Here is a 17,275-nt window from a genome sequence, read left to right as displayed (position 1 = left end):
TTTGTGGAACTTAATAAAAAAATAAGTGTAATTTTACTTATGTATAATTATTGTATGCTACTACATAGTAAATGACTGAAAATTAGAAAAAATAGGTAATAAGTAATAATATACTGTATATTTATTCCTTATAAGTGAATATTACTGTCGCGTTGTCGCTTTATCGTAATAAATTAATTGGCTTTTTTGATTAGTTTCATATTCAAAATTCTGAATATTCGTGTTGATTTACATTGTATAAATTCTGTATAATGTATATAAATATTTCTGAATATTAAAAGAAATATGAATTCGATAAGGGGATTGGAGGCAAAACAATGGTTAGGTATACTTTGAAACGTATTATTTATATGTTCATATCATTGTTTTTAATTATGACGATAACATTTTTCTTAATGAAATTGTTACCGGGTTCACCGTACAACGATGAGAAATTATCAGAAGAGCAGAAGGTTATTATAAATGAAAAGTATGGTCTGAATGATCCTGTACCAGTACAATACGCAAACTATTTAAAAAATGTCGCGAAAGGTGATTTTGGTATTTCGTTCCAATACGATAACAGAGAGGTTTGGAGTTTAATTAAACCTAGACTTGGACCATCTGTAGAAATGGGTACATATGCGATGATTTTAGGAACTATTACTGGTTTATTATTAGGTATAGTTGCTGCAATCAGGCAAAATACAATAGTAGACTATGGGGCCACCTTCCTATCGGTAATATTTATTTCAGTTCCATCATTCGTTCTAGCTGTATTACTACAATATGTATTTGCTGTTGAATGGCAAATATTCCCTGTAGCAGGTTGGAGTGGATTTATGACTGCTGTATTACCATCAATTGCATTAGCAGCAGGTGTAACAGCAACAATTGCACGTTATATTCGTTCTGAAATGATTGAGGTCCTAAGTTCTGATTACATAGAATTAGCAAGAGCTAAGGGGATGTCAAGTGCACGTGTTATCTTTGGACATGCAGTACGTAATGGATTAATTCCTATTATTACAATTATCGTGCCAATGCTAGCCGGTATCTTAACAGGTACTTTGACAATTGAAAATATATTCGGCGTTCCTGGTTTAGGTGACCAATTCGTTCGATCAATACAAACAAATGACTATCCAGTCATTATGGCTTTAACGCTACTATTCAGTTTCTTATTTATTATTTCAATCTTTTTAGTTGATGTACTTTACGGATTAGTAGATCCAAGAATCCGTGTTGAAGGAGGTAAAAAATAATGGCTAATAATGATGATAACAAGTTAAATAATAGCGGTTATGATAACGCCTCTGTCACACACTCAACACAAGGTATGCCAGCAGAAAGCTTCGTATTACATGGAAGAGATAAAGTAGTAGAAGAGAAATTTGAAAGAAAAAGTCGTACATTTTGGCAAGATGCTTGGAAACAACTTGTAGGGAACAGACTAGCGATTATTGGTTTAATATTCCTTGTCTTACTGACAGTTATTTCTTTAGTAGGTCCTTTAATGAATGATCATAAGTTTAGTGATCAAAACGTTTCACATGCGAACTTACCACCGAAAATACCAGTATTAGATAAAGTACCGTTCTTACCATTTGATGGGACAGATAGAGATGGCTTTGACTTATATGAAAGTCAAAACGTTCAAGAAAATTACTGGTTCGGTACGGATGAACTTGGACGTGACTTATGGACACGTACTTGGAGAGGTACACAAGTATCCTTATTCATAGGTGTTGTTGCAGCAGCTTTAGATATCTTTATCGGTGTTATTTATGGTGCTGTATCAGGTTACTTCGGGGGAAGAATAGATGATATTTTACAACGTATTGTAGAAATACTTTCTTCTATTCCAAACTTAATTGTCGTAATTTTATTCGTATTACTATTTGATCCATCTATTTGGACAATTATTTTAGCCATGTCTGTAACAGGTTGGCTCGGCATGAGTCGTATTGTACGTGGACAATTCTTGAAAATTAAAGAACAAGAATTCGTAATGGCATCTAGAACATTAGGGGTTTCTAACTTTAAATTAATCTTTAAACATATTTTACCGAATACACTTGGCCCAATTATTGTAACATCTATGTTTACTGTTCCAAGTGCAATTTTCTTCGAAGCATTCTTAAGCTTCATTGGATTAGGTATTCCTGCACCACAAGCATCACTAGGTTCATTAGTTGATACAGGTAGAAAAATGTTGCTGATTTACCCACATGAATTATTCGTACCAGCAACAGTATTAAGTTTATTAATCTTATTCTTCTACTTATTCAGTGATGGTTTAAGAGATGCGTTTGACCCTAAAATGCGTAAATAAGGAGGAAATTAATTATGGCTAAGAGAATATTAGAAGTAAATAACTTACATGTTTCCTTCGACATTGACGCGGGGGAAGTACAAGCAGTAAGAGGTGTAGACTTTTATTTAGATAAAGGGGAAACACTAGCAATAGTTGGAGAATCAGGTTCTGGTAAATCTGTTACGACTAAAGCATTAACACGTTTATTGCCGAAAAAAGTAGGTAGAATTAAAGACGGTTCCATTTTGTTTGACGGGAAAGATATTGCAAAATTAAGCGAAAAAGAAATGCAGAAGATTCGTGGTAAAGAGATTGGTATGATATTCCAAGGTCCTATGACTTCACTCAACCCAACAATGAAAATTGGTAAGCAAGTCATGGAACCACTTATTAAGCATCAAAAATTATCTAAACAAGATGCGAAAAAACGTGCATTAGATATTTTAAATTTAGTAGGTTTACCGAAAGCAAAAGAAAGATTTAATAACTATCCTCACCAATTTTCAGGTGGTCAAAGACAAAGGATTGTTATTGCAACAGCATTAGCTTGTGACCCTAAAATCTTAATTGCAGATGAACCTACAACAGCATTAGACGTAACCATTCAAGCACAAATTTTAGAATTGATGAAAGAATTACAACATAAAATAGATACTTCTATTATCTTTATTACACATGACTTAGGTGTAGTAGCAAACGTGGCAGATAGAGTAGCAGTTATGTATGGTGGACAAATTGTAGAAACAGGTTCAGTTGATGAAATTTTCTATAATCCTAAACATCCATACACATGGGGTTTACTATCATCAATGCCAAGTTTAGAAACATCTCATGATACAGAACTTTTGGCTATTCCTGGAACACCACCAGATTTAATCAAGCCACCTGTTGGAGATGCATTTGCTAGACGTAGTGAATATGCCTTAGATATTGACTTTAAGGAAGAGCCACCTTGGTTCCAAATTTCACCTACACACTTTGTGAAGTCATGGTTGTTAGATGAAAGAGCACCTAAAGTAGAATTACCAGAAGCTGTTAAATTAAAACAAAAAGCAACACCAGATCAATTTGACAAGCCAAAACGTGTAGAAAGGGTGACGTTCTAATGGCTGATAAAAAAGAAGTACTCATTGATGTTCAAAATTTAAAGCAATATTTCAACGTAGGGAAGAAAAATGAGGTAAAAGCAGTAGATGATATATCATTTCAAATATTTAAAGGTGAAACATTAGGTTTAGTTGGCGAGTCTGGTTGTGGTAAATCTACAACGGGGCGCACACTTATTAAACTATATGATGCAACTGACGGGAAAGTCATCTTTGATAACGTTGATATACAAAATATCAAAAAGCGTAAAGACTTATTACGATTTAATCGTCGTATGCAAATGATTTTTCAAGATCCATATGCATCATTAAATCCACGTCTTAAAGTTATGGATATTATTGCTGAAGGATTAGATGTTCACAAACTAGTTTCAAGTAAAGAAGAAAGAAAAAAACGTGTTTACGAGTTGCTTGAAACAGTTGGTTTAAATAAAGAGCATGCTAATAGATATCCACATGAGTTCTCTGGTGGACAAAGACAAAGGTTAGGAATTGCGCGTGCATTAGCTGTTGAACCAGAATTCATTATTGCAGATGAACCAATCTCTGCACTTGATGTTTCGATTCAAGCACAAGTTGTTAACTTAATGCAAAAGCTACAAGATGAAAAAGGCATTACGTTCTTATTCATCGCCCATGATTTATCAATGGTTAAATATATTTCAGATAGAATTGGTGTGATGTACTTTGGTAAATTGGTTGAACTTGGACCATCTGACCAAATTTATAAGCATCCTCAACATGAATATACAAAATCATTATTATCAGCGATTCCGTTACCAGACCCTGATTCGGAACGAACAAGAACAAGATCTTCGTATAATCCAGATATACATAAATATGAAGACGACGACAAACTAGAATTAAGAGAAGTAGGTCCGGATCACTTTGTATATTGTTCTGAAAAAGAATTTGCTGAGAAGAAAGCCAACTATAATAAAGACTTCGATTTAACAGAAGCATAACTTTATATTAAAAATAATATTATATTCATTTTTTAGATTTATAAGGTTTTTGAAGGTTTTATTTTGCATTATTTCAATTGTTTGAAAATTGTATGGATTACTATTGTTTTTCATACATTTTTAAAATATAATAAAATTACAAATCTTCTGAATAATTCAGGAGAAAGAAAACAAGGGGGAAAAGCTATATGAGGAAAAAGATTTCGGTTTTATTGTCAATACTCGTTGCAGCTGTTTTAACGTTAGCAGCATGTAGTGGTGGCGGTTCTAAAAGTGACGAAGGTGGTAAAGGCGGCGTTAAGAGCGAAAAGTCTGAAAACGTCTTAAACTTAGCTTCAACATCAGATATTCCAACTATGGATTCATCTTTAGCTACAGACCAAGTATCATTCTTTACATTTAACCAAACTTTAGAAGGATTATATGTATTAGATAAAGATGATAATCCTGCACCAGGTGTAGCAGAAGCAGATCCAGAAAAATCTGCAGACGGCAAAACTTGGACGATTAAATTAAGAGACAATGCAAAATGGTCAAATGGTGATCCAGTAACAGCGCATGACTTCGTTTATGCTTGGCAAAGAACTGTAGATCCAGACACAGCAGCTGAATATGCATATATGTTTGAAAATATCGAGAATGCTAAAGACATCACTGCAGGTAAGAAAAAACCTGAAGAATTAGGTGTTAAAGCAATTGATGATAAAACTTTAGAAATTAAATTAATTAAAGACGTTCCTTGGATGCAAAGTCTATTTGCTTTCGGTTCATTCATGCCTCAAAATGAAAAATTCGTTGAGAAGCAAGGTAAGAAATTCGGGACTACAGCTGATGCTACATTATCAAACGGTCCATTCATTATGAAAGAATGGAAAACTGAAGATAACTGGAAGCTTGTACCAAACAAAGAATATTGGGATAAAGACAAAGTTAAACTTAAAGAAGTTAACTATAAAGTTGTAAAAGAAGTACAAACAGCAGTTAATATGTACCAAACTGGTAAATTAGATACTGTGTCATTAGATTCATCTAATGTAAACAAATATAAAGATAGAGAAGACTTCTCTACTCAATTAAACTCATCTAATTTCTTCTTTAGAATTAACAAAACTAAAAACAAAGATTTAGAAAATCAAGATTTAAGAAAAGCATTCGCAAAATCTATTGATAAGGAACAATATGTTAAATCATTATTAAACAATGGTTCTGTTCCTTCAGATAAATTAATGGTTAAAGATTTCGTTAAAGATGAAGATGGTAAAGACTACATCGATGGCGTTAAATCTCCGTTAGGTTACGACAAAGAAGAAGCTAAGAAATTATTAGAAAAAGCTAAAAAAGCAACTGGTAAAGATAAATTCAACATCGAATTATTAACTTATGATGCTGATGAATCTAAAAAAGCAGCTGAATTCGTTAAAGAGCAAGTTGAGAAAAACTTACCAGGTGTAACATTAAAAATTAAACAACAACCGTTCAAACAAAAATTAGCATTAGAATCTAAAGGCGATTATGACATTTCATTCGCTGGTTGGGGTCCTGACTATCCAGACTCAACTACGTTCTTAGATTTATTTAAGAAAAATAGTCCACATAACCAAACAGGATATGCAAATGCTGAGTACGATAAAGCATTAGAAGAAGCTAATTCTGATGAAATGTTAAAAGATGAAAATAGTGAAAAACGTACTAAATTATTACAAGATGCAGAAACTAAATTCTTAGACTCAGCTTCAATTGGACCACTTTACCAACAAGGTGTCGCACGTTTACGTCAACCTTACGTTAAAAACTGGCAACCACATAAATTCGGTGGAGACTACTCACTTAAAGAAGTAGAAATCGCTGGAGCTAAATAAAAGTGAATGAAAGCAATCAATGGAAACATTGGTTGCTTTTCTTTATATTTTCACGATGTTTGACACAATAATGAGGAGGCGCATTAAAAATGAAAAAGTATAAAGTCATATTTATGATAGTTGTCTCATTAATGCTTATTTTGTCAGCGTGTAGTAATGATAAAGATGAAAAAGGTAGCAATATTAAACAATCCAAATCTAAAAATGAGCTGAATTTATCATCAGGTGATGATATACCAACTATGGACCCATCATTAGCGGCTGACCAAGTATCATTTACAACTTTTGCTCAAACATTAGAAGGCTTATACGTATTAGATAAAAATGATAAACCTATACCAGGTGTTGCAAAAGATAAACCTAAAAAGTCTAGCGATGGGAAAACATGGACGATTCAATTAAGAGATAATGCTAAATGGTCTAACGGAGATCCAGTAACTGCACATGATTTTGTATATGCATGGCAAAGGTCAGTGGACCCAGATACAGCTGCAGAATTTGCATATATGTTTGAAAATATAAAGAATGCAAAAGGGATTACACAAGGTAATAAAAAGCCTGAAGAATTAGGTGTTAAAGCGATTGATGATCACACACTTCAAATTAAACTCATTAAAGATGTGCCTTGGATGGAAAGTTTATTAGCATTCGGTTCATATATGCCTCAAAATGAAAAATTTGTTGAAAAGCAAGGTGACAAATTTGGAACAACAGCTAAGACGACATTATCTAATGGACCATATAAATTAACAGAGTGGAAACCAGAAGATAAATGGAAGCTTGAAAAGAATGACGAATATTGGGATAAAGATAAAGTAAAAGTTAAAGACGTGAACGTTAAAGTTGTTAAAAATACGCAAACGGCCATTAATATGTATCAAACAGGTAAGTTAGACATGGTTGGGTTAGATGCACAAAACATTAAAAAATATAAAGACAGAGAAGATTTTTCTACTGAAGCAACATCAGGTAGTTACTTCTTCAGAATTAATAAAGAGAAAAATGAGAACTTAAAAAATGAAGATTTAAGAAAAGCAATCGCGAAATCAATAGATAAGAAATCTTATGTGAATTCGTTGTTGAATAATGGTTCTAAACCGTTAGATACATTAATGATTAAAGACTTCGTGAAAGATAGCGACGATAAAGATTATACAGAAGGTGTGAAGTCGTCTCTAAGCTATAACAAAAAAGATGCAAAAGAACATCTTGAAAAAGCGAAAAAAGACTTAAGTAAAGATAAATTTACAATTGAATTGCTAACGTATGATGAAGACGAATCTAAAAAAGCAGGAGAATTTGTAAAAGAACAAGTTGAGAAAAATTTACCTGGTGTAACGTTAAAAATTAAACAACAACCATTTAAACAAAAACTCGCACTTGAGTCTAAAAAAGACTTTGATATTTCATTTGCAGGTTGGTTCCCAGATTATCCAGATCCAACAACATTCTTAGATTTATTTACATCAGATTCACCGCATAACCAAACAGGGTATGCTAACAAAGCATATGATAAAGCGTTAGAAGAAGCCAATTCAGATGAAATGTTGAAACCAGAAAATAGCGATAAACGTATTAAAGCATTACAAGATGCAGAATCAGAATTTTTAGATTCAGCATCTATATCTCCATTATTCCAAACAGGTTCTGCAAGATTAAGACAGCCATATATTAAAAATTGGCAAAACCATAAATACGGTGGAGATTACACATTAAAAGGCGTTGAAATAGAAGGCGCAAAATAAACACTAGGAATAAACCTTACAAATACACAATATTTGTAAGGTTTATTTTATAATATTATTTCATAATCTTTATTAAATCCTAAAAATTGTATTTCTTGATAACTTATGTTGCGACACAAACAAATTAACATTATAATTGAAGAAAGTTCAGAAATGACTGAATTTTCAAAAATTGAATAAGGGGAAATGTTTATGAAAAACAAACATGCAAGGTGGAGCTTTTTAGTATTTCTGTCGATAATTTTACTTTTATCGGCATGTAGTGGTGGAAACGGAAAGGATAAAAGTGACAGTTCTGCAGGGGATGGCAAAAAGTTACGATTAATTTCTATTTCGGATATTCCATCAATGGATTCATCTTTAGCAACTGATGCTGTGTCTTTTGATGCATTAAATAATACGATGGAAGGGTTGTATAAGTTAGACAAAAATGACAAAGCGATTCCGGGTATTGCAAAGGGTGATCCTAAAAAATCTAAAGACGGTTTGACATGGACGATTGAATTAAGAGATGCAAAGTGGTCGAATGGCGATAAAGTTACTGCAGATGATTTCGTATATGCTTGGCGTAAATTAGTTGATCCAAAGACTGCTTCTGAGTATGCATTTATTATGTTTGATATTGAAAATGCCGAAGATATTAACAAAGGTGATAAGAAGCCTGAAGAATTAGGTGTTAAAGCGATTGATGACAAAACATTAGAAATTAAACTTAATCGTGAATTACCTTATTACCAAGAATTATTGTCATTCGGTTCATTTTTACCGCAAAATGAAAAATTCGTAAAAGAAAAAGGCGATAAATACGGTACAACTGCTGAAGATACTCTATACAATGGACCGTTTACGTTATCTGACTGGAAGACAGAAGATAATTATACTTTAACTAAGAACAAAGAATATTGGGATAAAGGTAATGTGAAATTAAATAGTGTGAATTTTAAAGTTGTTAAAGAGCCTCAAACAGCTCTAAATATGTATAACGCAGGGGATGTAGATGAAGCACTTATCCCAGCAGAAAATGTTAAGAAATATAAAAATGATAAAGCTTATAACACAGAACTTGAATCAAGAGTTTACTTTATGAGAATGAATCAAAAAGATGTACCTGAATTCAAAAATAAAGATTTAAGAATGGCAATCGCACAATCAATTGATAGAGAACAATATGTTAAGAGTAATTTAAACAATGGTTCTAAAGCAGCAAACTCATTAGTACCTACAGAATTTGTAAAGGATACTAAAGGAGAAGACTATACAAAAGGTGTTAAAACAGATAATAAATTCAATAAAGCAGAAGCTAAGAAACATTTAGAAGCTGCTAAGAAAGAACTTGGTAAAGATGAATTTACTTTTGAATTATTAACTTATGACCAAGACAACGCTAAAAAAGATGCTGAATACTTTAAAGAGCAAATTGAGCAAAACTTACCAGGTGTAACAATCAAAGTTAAACAACAGCCTTATAAGCAAAAATTAAAATTAGAAGCAAACATGGATTATCAAATTTCATTCGGTAGATGGGGCCCAGATTACCCAGATGCTATGACATTCTTAGAATTATTTACAAGTGATAATGTGATGAATGAAACTGGTTGGAAGAATAAAGAATATGATAGCAAAATTAACGATGCGGGAGATAAATTGTTAGATAAAGAACAAGAACGTGTTGAAGCTATGCAAGATGCTGAATCATTATTGTTAGATGAAGCGGTTATTGTACCTATTTATCAACAAGGGAATGCAAGATTAACGCAAAGTTATGTGAAAGATATTGAAAGACATAAGTTTGGTGGAGATACAGATTTAAAACATGCCTATGTTCAAAAGTAACAAATCTGTAGTTTAACTAAATATAAACTAAGGGGATGAGTTACATGTCTAAAATATTAAAAGTTTTAACAATGATGTTAGTAGCGGTACTCATATTGAGTGCATGTTCGTCGGGTGGCGGTAGTAAGGGTAAGAGTGATGAAACGCTAGACTTACAAATTAATGGTGATGTACCCACGATGGATTCAGCTATGGCAACAGATGGTTTATCATTTGATATGTTCTTCCAAACAATGGAAGGTCTCTACACATTAGATAAAGATGATAAAGCAATACCAGCAGTAGCAAAAGGTGACCCGAAAATTATGAACGATGGTAAGAAGTGGACGATTAAATTAAGAGATGATGCAAAATGGTCAAATGGCGATCCAGTAACGGCACATGATTTTGTCTTTGCTTGGAGAAAAGTTGTAGATCCAGATACTGCATCTGAATATGCATATATCTTATACGATATTAAAAATGCAGAAGAAATTAATTCAGGAGATAAAAAGCCTGAAGAACTTGGTGTTAAAGCAGTAGATGATCATACATTAGAATTTGAACTAACGAAATCATTACCATACTATAAAGAATTATTGTCATTCGGTACATTTATGCCACAAAATGAAAAATTCGTTAAAAAACAAGGTGACAAGTATGGTACAACAGTCAAAACAACATTATATAATGGACCATTCAAAATGACTGACTGGAAAACAGATGATAAAGTTACGTTAGAAAAAAATGATGATTACTGGGATAAAGATAAAGTTAAATTAAATAAAGTTAACTACAAAGTCGTTAAAGAAGCTTCAACAGCTGTAAATTTATATGAAACTAATAAATTGGATATTGTAGATTTACCAGCAGAGCAAGTTAAGAAATATAAAGATGACAAAGCATTTAATACAGAATTAGATACCGTAACGTATTACTTCAAATTAAATGAAGATACAGTACCTGAATTCAAGAATGAAGACTTTAGACTAGCATTTGCTAAAGCAATTGATAAAGAAGCATACGTAAAAAATAACTTGAACAACGGTTCTATTCCAACAGATAACTTTGTACCAAAAGATTTTGTTAAAGATAGTAAAGGTAAGGAATATCAAGATGGCGTGAAAAATACGAACCAATATAATGTTAAAGAAGCAAAAGAACATTATGAAAAAGCTAAAAAAGCATTAGGTAAAGATAAATTTACAATTGAGCTTATGACTTATGATAAAGATACAGCTAAACGAGATGCTGAATACTTTAAAGAACAATTAGAGAAGAATTTAGATGGTGTTACGATTAAAATTAAACAACAACCATTTAAACAAAAACTTGATCTTGTATCAAAAGGTGAATATGAAATGTCACTAGAAAACTGGATTCCAGATTATCCAGATCCAATGACATTCTTAGAACTTTATGTTACAGACGGTTCTCATAATAATACTGGCTGGTCTAATAAAGAATATGATAGTATTATTAAAGCAGCAGACTCATCATTAGCAAGCAATCCTGACAAACGACTTTCAGAATTACAAAGAGCTGAAGGTATGTTATTAAATGAAGCGGGTATTGTACCACTTTATCAAGTCGGTGTAGCACAACTTCAAAAACCTAACGTTAAAAACGTAGTGAACCACCAATTCGGAGGCGTTTCTACATTAAAAGAAGCTTATATTGAAAAATAGGACATTAAAAAAGCAGTAGAAATTCACTTAAATGTGAGTTTCTACTGCTTTTTATATTGGAGATGAATCTGGTAGTTTGGCACGCACGAAGACTGAGAAATATCGTGCGCTAGGGTACAAAATCAGGGTGTAACGCACGAAGACTAGGAGATATCATGCGTTATAGGGTGAAAAAAGGGTGTAACGCACGAAGACTGAGAGATATCGTGCGTTATAGGGTGAAAAAGGGGTGTAACGCACGAAGACTGAGAGATATCGTGCGTTATAATAATCAAATATAATCTAGCATAAAAAAAGAGATGGTCACGACCATCTCTTTTTATAATTATTTTCTTTTTCTACCTAATCCTATAGCGTTTTCCATCTTTTTCAATGTTTTATTGGCTACGAAACTTGCTTTATCTCTTCCTTTATCAAGTATTTCATCTAATACTTCTTTGTTTTCATAATAATAATTGAATTTTTCTTGGAATTCTACAAGGAATTTCTTAACTTCTTCAGCTAAGTCTCCTTTGAAATCGCCATATCCTTTATCAGCATATTGTGCTTCTAATTCTTCAATTGATTGACCTGATAGGCTAGAGTATATCACGAGTAAATTACTGATACCTGGTTTGTTTTCTTTATCATATTTAACGATGCCATCAGAATCTGTAACAGCACTTTTAATTTTCTTAGCTGCAACGTTTGGCTCATCTAATAATGAGATGAAGTTTTTTTGATTGTCATCACTTTTACTCATTTTCTTAGTTGGGTCCTGTAAGCTCATAATTCTAGCACCAAACTTAGGCATGTGAATTTCTGGCTTAATTAAAACATCATTATATTTCGTATTAAAGCGATCAACAACATTACGTGTTAATTCAATATGTTGTTTTTGGTCATCACCGACAGGTACGATATTCGTATTATATAGTACAATATCTGCTGCCATTAATGGTGGATAAGTTAATAGACCTGCTGGAATACCTTGAGATTGTTTTTGTGCTTTATCTTTATATTGCGTCATTCTTTCAAGTTCACCAATTGAACTGATTGTTGTTAAAATCCAACCTGCTTGAATGTGTGCTGGTACTTCTGATTGGATGAATAGCGTTACTTTTTCTGGGTCTAGTCCAGATGCTAAGTAAATCGCAGCTAATTTACGAGTGTTTTCTCTTAATTTAAGTCTATCTTGAGGTACTGTAATTGCATGCTGATCTACGATGCAAAAAAAGCAGTCATAGTCGTGTTGAATCTCATTAAATTGTTTTAATGCGCCAATGTAGTTGCCTAAAGTAGGGATACCACTTGGTTGGATACCTGAAAATAAAGTTTCCATTAAAATTGCCTCTTTTCTACAAAATTTCTTTATATCATTATAACAGTATTTTATTCATTTGTAAGTTGTGTTATTCTAGTAACTAGATAAATATGTCGTCATAAACATATTCATCTATAATTTATGTGCTTTTTAATGAATTATTAGCAGTTTCTCATTTAATTTTAATCTTTGAGTTATATAATATATTTATAGCAATTAGATAAAGATTAAACCAAGTGAGCAATATATGTTTAACCTAGTAATATATAGGGTATATATAATTAAGTGTATTTTATCTTATAAGTTCACTGACGTTTAACATAAATAATATTCAATTAGGAGAGTGAGATGTATGGTAACATTATTTACTTCACCAAGTTGCACATCTTGCCGTAAAGCGAAAGCATGGTTACAAGAACATGACATTCCGTATACGGAGCGTAATATTTTTTCAGAACACTTAACATTAGATGAAATTAAATCAATCTTAAAGATGACAGAAGATGGAACAGACGAAATTATTTCAACTCGTTCTAAAACATATCAAAAATTAAATGTAGATATCGATGCATTACCTCTACAAGAATTATATACAATTATACAAGACAACCCAGGTTTATTACGTCGACCTATTATTTTAGATGATAAACGTTTACAAGTTGGTTATAACGAAGATGAAATTCGTCGTTTCTTACCAAGAAAAGTGCGTACATTCCAATTAATGGAAGCACAACGTATGGTTGACTAATTTAGTCTAATATTAACATTATAGCTCCTGTTTACAGGGGCTATTTTTGTATAGTAAATTAATTGTGAATAGTTCGAACAAATTACTGTTAAAATGTACTTGTTTATAATACAATGAATGTACTATTCCTAGAGTAAGGGAGTGTGACATTATGAGAATAGAACGAATTGATGAAACAACGGTAAAATTATTTATAACTTATCAAGATATCGAAGCAAGAGGTTTCAAACGTGAAGATTTATGGACAAATCGTAAACGTGGCGAAGAATTTTTCTGGTCTATGATGGATGAAATCAATGATGAGGAAGAATTTGTCGTTGAAGGACCTTTGTGGATCCAAGTGCATGCATTTGAAAAGGGTGTTGAAGTAACAGTTTCTAAATCTAAAGGTGACGAACTGTTAAATATGACTGACGAGGAATCTAATGATCAATTAGAGTATCAAGTCAATGATTTCTTATCTCAAGCACTCGATTCTGATCAGAATATTGGAGATCTCTTGAATGATGAGAAAGAAGCTGAAAAACAATTTGTCCCTAAAGACATAGGCTTACTTGTAAGATTCGAAGAGTTAGAAGATATTATTGAATATGCACATTATAATGAACATAAAGATATTGTATTTACAGACTTATTATACATGTTAGATAACAAATATTATTATTATGTACAATTTGATCAAATAGATAGTGAAGACATTATTAATGACTTCTACGGACAATTACTTGAATATGCAAATCCAACTCAAGTGTCTAAATTATATCTAGATGATTATGCGAAAGTTGTCATGAGTTATAATGTTACGGGTCAAGTGAGAAGATATTTTGAACCTAAAAATTAAATAAGTAATTTTAGTACCTCTTTACGTTTTATATAGTAAAGAGGTGTTTTTTATGTTAATGGGACTTAATCAACATAATCAGTTAATATATGCACAACACGCTAAGACCAATGAAATTTATAGGTGCCCGGATTGTTTATCTGAACTCGTTATCAAGAAAGGAAAACATACTGTAGCGCACTTTGCTCATAAAGTAGATAGTTATTGTTTAAGAAATAGTTATAAGAAAGAATCTCTTGATCACATATCATCTAAACATCATATTTATGCATGCTTAAATGGGAAAGTTAACATAGATATGGAATATTATATATCTGAAATTGAACAAATTCCCGACATTATGATTAATAAAAATATTGTTGTCGAATTTCAATATTCACCTATTAGCTTTGATTTATTAATGGATAGGAGTGAAGGATTTCGATTAATGAATATAAAAGTGATTTGGATTGGTAAAAATATTAAATATCTGAATGGTATATTAACCCTCAGTTATTTTGAAGCAGCACTCATTAATCATAAAGAAAGAACACTTATAACTTATAATCCTGAAGAGCGTTTATTAATAAGATATGAATGTTTACAATCAATTGATAAACATAGATTTATCGGTTATAGACGGGAAATTCAATGGGACCATTTATTAGAAGATTACCCGTTAAAGAAAATACCAAATTTAGCATTAACGGATATGGCTTACCAAGAATATTTAACTAAATGTAGGAAACAGAAGAATGTATTAGAACCGACGCTATCGTTATTATATAATGCTCGCTTAATACATAAGAAGAGACGCCCGATTATTGGCATTATTGTACCTGAACAAATATATTTTTTAACACATTGTATTACATGGCAATCATACTTATTTTTAGAAATGAAAAATAAGACATTTACTTTTGAAAAATTTTATCAGTTCATAGAATTTAGATCATTTTATGATTGTCATTATTCTAAGAAAGAAATCCTATTGAGCGCCTTTTACTCATATATTTCAATTATAAAACGAAAGGCTATTTCACGTGCAAAATGGACTAATTAATGAGAAAATTATAAATATGAAATATTAAGGAGGCTATTAAGATGGCGAAGTTAATTACAAGGGAAGAACAACAAGAACAATATACATGGGACTTAACAACTATCTTTTCTTCTGACGAAGCATATGAAGAAGCTTTTAAAGAGTTAGAAGGCTATTTAGGTAAAGAAGAACAATTCAAAGGTCACTTGAAAGATAGTGCAGAAACATTGTATAAAGCGTTATTACTTGATAGTGAAATAGATGAGAAACTAGGTAAGGTTTATGTTTATGCTCATTTGAAACATGATCAAGACACAGCAAATGATAAATACGCTGGATATGAAGCGAAGGCAGCAACACTTGCTAATAAATTTGCGAGTGCATGGAGCTTCATTTTGCCTGAATTAATGTCTATTGATGAAGCAACATTAAATGAATTTGTTGAATCAAACGATGATTTAAAAAGATATCAATTTGATATTGAGAAACTGAATAAGAAAAGACCTCACATTTTAAGTGATAAAGAAGAAAAGATTCTAGCTGAAGCAGGGGAAGCATTACAAACACCTAGTAATGTATTTGGTATGTTTAATAATGCTGACTTAACATTTAAACCAGCTGTCGATAAAGATGGTAATGAACATGAACTGACACAAGGCACATATACTAAATTGTTAGAATCTGAAGATCGCGTTTTAAGAAAATCTGCTTATGATAATGTTTATGAAGCATATGGAAGTCATAACAATACATTAACTGCAACGTTAAGTGGGAAAGTTAAGACTGCTATATTTAGTTCAAAAGTTCGCAAGTATAACTCAGCTCGTGAACAAGCGCTATCAAATAACTTTATTCCAGAAGAAGTATACGATAACTTAATTGCGACTGTACATAAGCATTTACCATTGTTACATCGTTATACTGCTTTAAGAAAAGAGTTACTTGGTTTAGATGAAATGCATATGTATGATATGTATACACCACTAGTTAAAAACTCTTCATTTGAGATGCCATATGAAGAAGCTAAAGACTGGATGGTTAAAGCGTTACAACCTATGGGTCAAACGTACATAGATGTAGTTGAAGAAGGTTTAAATAATAGATGGGTAGATGTTTATGAGAATAAAGGTAAACGCTCTGGTGGCTATTCTTCAGGCGCTCACTTAACAAATCCATTTATTTTACTTAACTGGACAGATTCTATTTCTGATTTATTTACGTTAATTCATGAATTTGGACATTCTGCACACAGTTATTTCAGTAGAAAACATCAACAATCAAATGAAAGTGATTATTCAATCTTTGTGGCAGAAGTTGCTTCAACAACTAACGAAGCATTGTTAAGTGAATATATGGATAAGAACTTAGAAGATCCTGAAAAGCGTAAATATTTACTAAACCAAGAGTTAGAAAGATTTAGAGCAACATTATTTAGACAAACAATGTTCGCTGAGTTTGAATATCTTATTCATAAAATTGTAGAAGATGGTGAACCATTAACTGCAGATCGTTTAAACTCTGAGTATGCAGAACTTAATAAAAAATATTTCGGCGATGCTGTTGTGACAGATGAGAATATTGCCAAAGAATGGTCACGTATTCCTCATTTCTATTATAATTTCTATGTTTATCAATATGCTACAGGTTATAGTGCAGCACAAGCATTAAGTAAACAAATATTAGAAGAAGGCGAACCAGCAGTTGAGAGATATATTAATGAATTCTTAAAAGCAGGTAGCTCAGATTATCCGATAGAAGTATTGAAAAAAGCTGGTGTCGATATGACATCTAAACAACCAATAGAAGAGGCAATGGAAGTCTTTGAACAGAAACTAAATGCCTTTGAAAAGCTTGTAAAAGAGAAATAAATGTATGTAGACGTTTCCAATAT

General features: G+C 32.0%; 13 protein-coding genes. 12 read left to right on the top strand and 1 reads right to left on the bottom strand.

Annotated features, from left to right (window positions below; genetic code table 11):
• Positions 1 to 317 precede the first annotated feature (317 nt).
• From opp3b to ACJTHF_RS01150, 8 genes are all read left to right on the top strand, one after another.
• On the top strand, positions 318 to 1,244 hold the full coding sequence (gene opp3b, locus ACJTHF_RS01185; RefSeq protein WP_025905684.1) for an oligopeptide ABC transporter permease: 927 nt from the start codon (positions 318 to 320) through the stop codon (positions 1,242 to 1,244).
• A complete protein-coding gene (gene opp3C / locus ACJTHF_RS01180; RefSeq protein ID WP_058592519.1) occupies positions 1,244 to 2,314 on the top strand; it encodes an oligopeptide ABC transporter permease in 1,071 nt (356 codons plus the stop codon). The genes opp3b and opp3C overlap by 1 nt, the downstream gene beginning before the upstream one ends.
• A 14-nt stretch (positions 2,315 to 2,328) precedes the next feature.
• The gene (locus tag ACJTHF_RS01175; RefSeq protein ID WP_407812513.1) at positions 2,329 to 3,402 is read left to right on the top strand and encodes an ABC transporter ATP-binding protein; all 1,074 of its coding nucleotides are present in this window, start codon (positions 2,329 to 2,331) and stop codon (positions 3,400 to 3,402) included.
• Positions 3,402 to 4,367 (top strand): ABC transporter ATP-binding protein, encoded by a 966-nt coding sequence (locus ACJTHF_RS01170; RefSeq protein ID WP_048541993.1) that lies wholly within the window; start codon positions 3,402 to 3,404, stop codon positions 4,365 to 4,367. Before ACJTHF_RS01175 ends, ACJTHF_RS01170 begins: the two co-directional genes overlap by 1 nt.
• A gap of 188 nt (positions 4,368 to 4,555) precedes the next feature.
• The gene (locus tag ACJTHF_RS01165; protein WP_107603510.1) at positions 4,556 to 6,226 is read left to right on the top strand and encodes a peptide ABC transporter substrate-binding protein; all 1,671 of its coding nucleotides are present in this window, start codon (positions 4,556 to 4,558) and stop codon (positions 6,224 to 6,226) included.
• 89 nt (positions 6,227 to 6,315) lie between these two features.
• Positions 6,316 to 7,971, top strand: a complete 1,656-nt coding sequence (locus ACJTHF_RS01160; RefSeq protein ID WP_107603551.1) for a peptide ABC transporter substrate-binding protein — start codon at positions 6,316 to 6,318, stop codon at positions 7,969 to 7,971.
• A 192-nt stretch (positions 7,972 to 8,163) separates the two neighbouring features.
• Positions 8,164 to 9,804: a peptide ABC transporter substrate-binding protein gene (locus ACJTHF_RS01155; RefSeq protein WP_107609437.1), complete on the top strand. Its 1,641-nt coding sequence runs from the start codon at positions 8,164 to 8,166 to the stop codon at positions 9,802 to 9,804.
• Between the two features lie 44 nt (positions 9,805 to 9,848).
• Positions 9,849 to 11,471, top strand: a complete 1,623-nt coding sequence (locus ACJTHF_RS01150) for a peptide ABC transporter substrate-binding protein (RefSeq protein ID WP_078355603.1) — start codon at positions 9,849 to 9,851, stop codon at positions 11,469 to 11,471.
• Between the two features lie 325 nt (positions 11,472 to 11,796).
• On the opposite strand, the gene trpS is transcribed toward ACJTHF_RS01150, so the two are convergent.
• Complete coding sequence (trpS, locus tag ACJTHF_RS01145; protein WP_048542003.1) at positions 11,797 to 12,792, bottom strand: tryptophan--tRNA ligase; 996 nt, start codon at positions 12,790 to 12,792, stop codon at positions 11,797 to 11,799.
• A gap of 334 nt (positions 12,793 to 13,126) precedes the next feature.
• On the opposite strand from trpS, the gene spxA reads away from it, so the two are divergent.
• The 4 genes from spxA (at position 13,127) to pepF (ending at position 17,252) form a co-directional block, all read left to right on the top strand.
• The gene (spxA, locus tag ACJTHF_RS01140) at positions 13,127 to 13,522 is read left to right on the top strand and encodes a transcriptional regulator SpxA (protein ID WP_025905673.1); all 396 of its coding nucleotides are present in this window, start codon (positions 13,127 to 13,129) and stop codon (positions 13,520 to 13,522) included.
• A 151-nt stretch (positions 13,523 to 13,673) separates the two neighbouring features.
• Positions 13,674 to 14,363: an adaptor protein MecA gene (gene mecA / locus ACJTHF_RS01135; RefSeq protein WP_048542004.1), complete on the top strand. Its 690-nt coding sequence runs from the start codon at positions 13,674 to 13,676 to the stop codon at positions 14,361 to 14,363.
• Between the two features lie 52 nt (positions 14,364 to 14,415).
• On the top strand, positions 14,416 to 15,405 hold the full coding sequence (locus ACJTHF_RS01130) for a competence protein CoiA (protein ID WP_058592512.1): 990 nt from the start codon (positions 14,416 to 14,418) through the stop codon (positions 15,403 to 15,405).
• Between the two features lie 41 nt (positions 15,406 to 15,446).
• Entirely contained in the window at positions 15,447 to 17,252 is a 1,806-nt protein-coding gene (pepF, locus tag ACJTHF_RS01125) for an oligoendopeptidase F (protein ID WP_078355604.1), read from the top strand.
• Positions 17,253 to 17,275 lie beyond the last annotated feature (23 nt).

The sequence above is a fragment of the Mammaliicoccus sp. RAM2 genome (genome assembly GCF_045897195.1).
GTDB lineage: Bacteria > Bacillota > Bacilli > Staphylococcales > Staphylococcaceae > Mammaliicoccus > Mammaliicoccus sciuri.
Note: the sequence above shows the minus strand (reverse complement) of the source record. Positions and strands in the feature narration are given on the sequence as shown.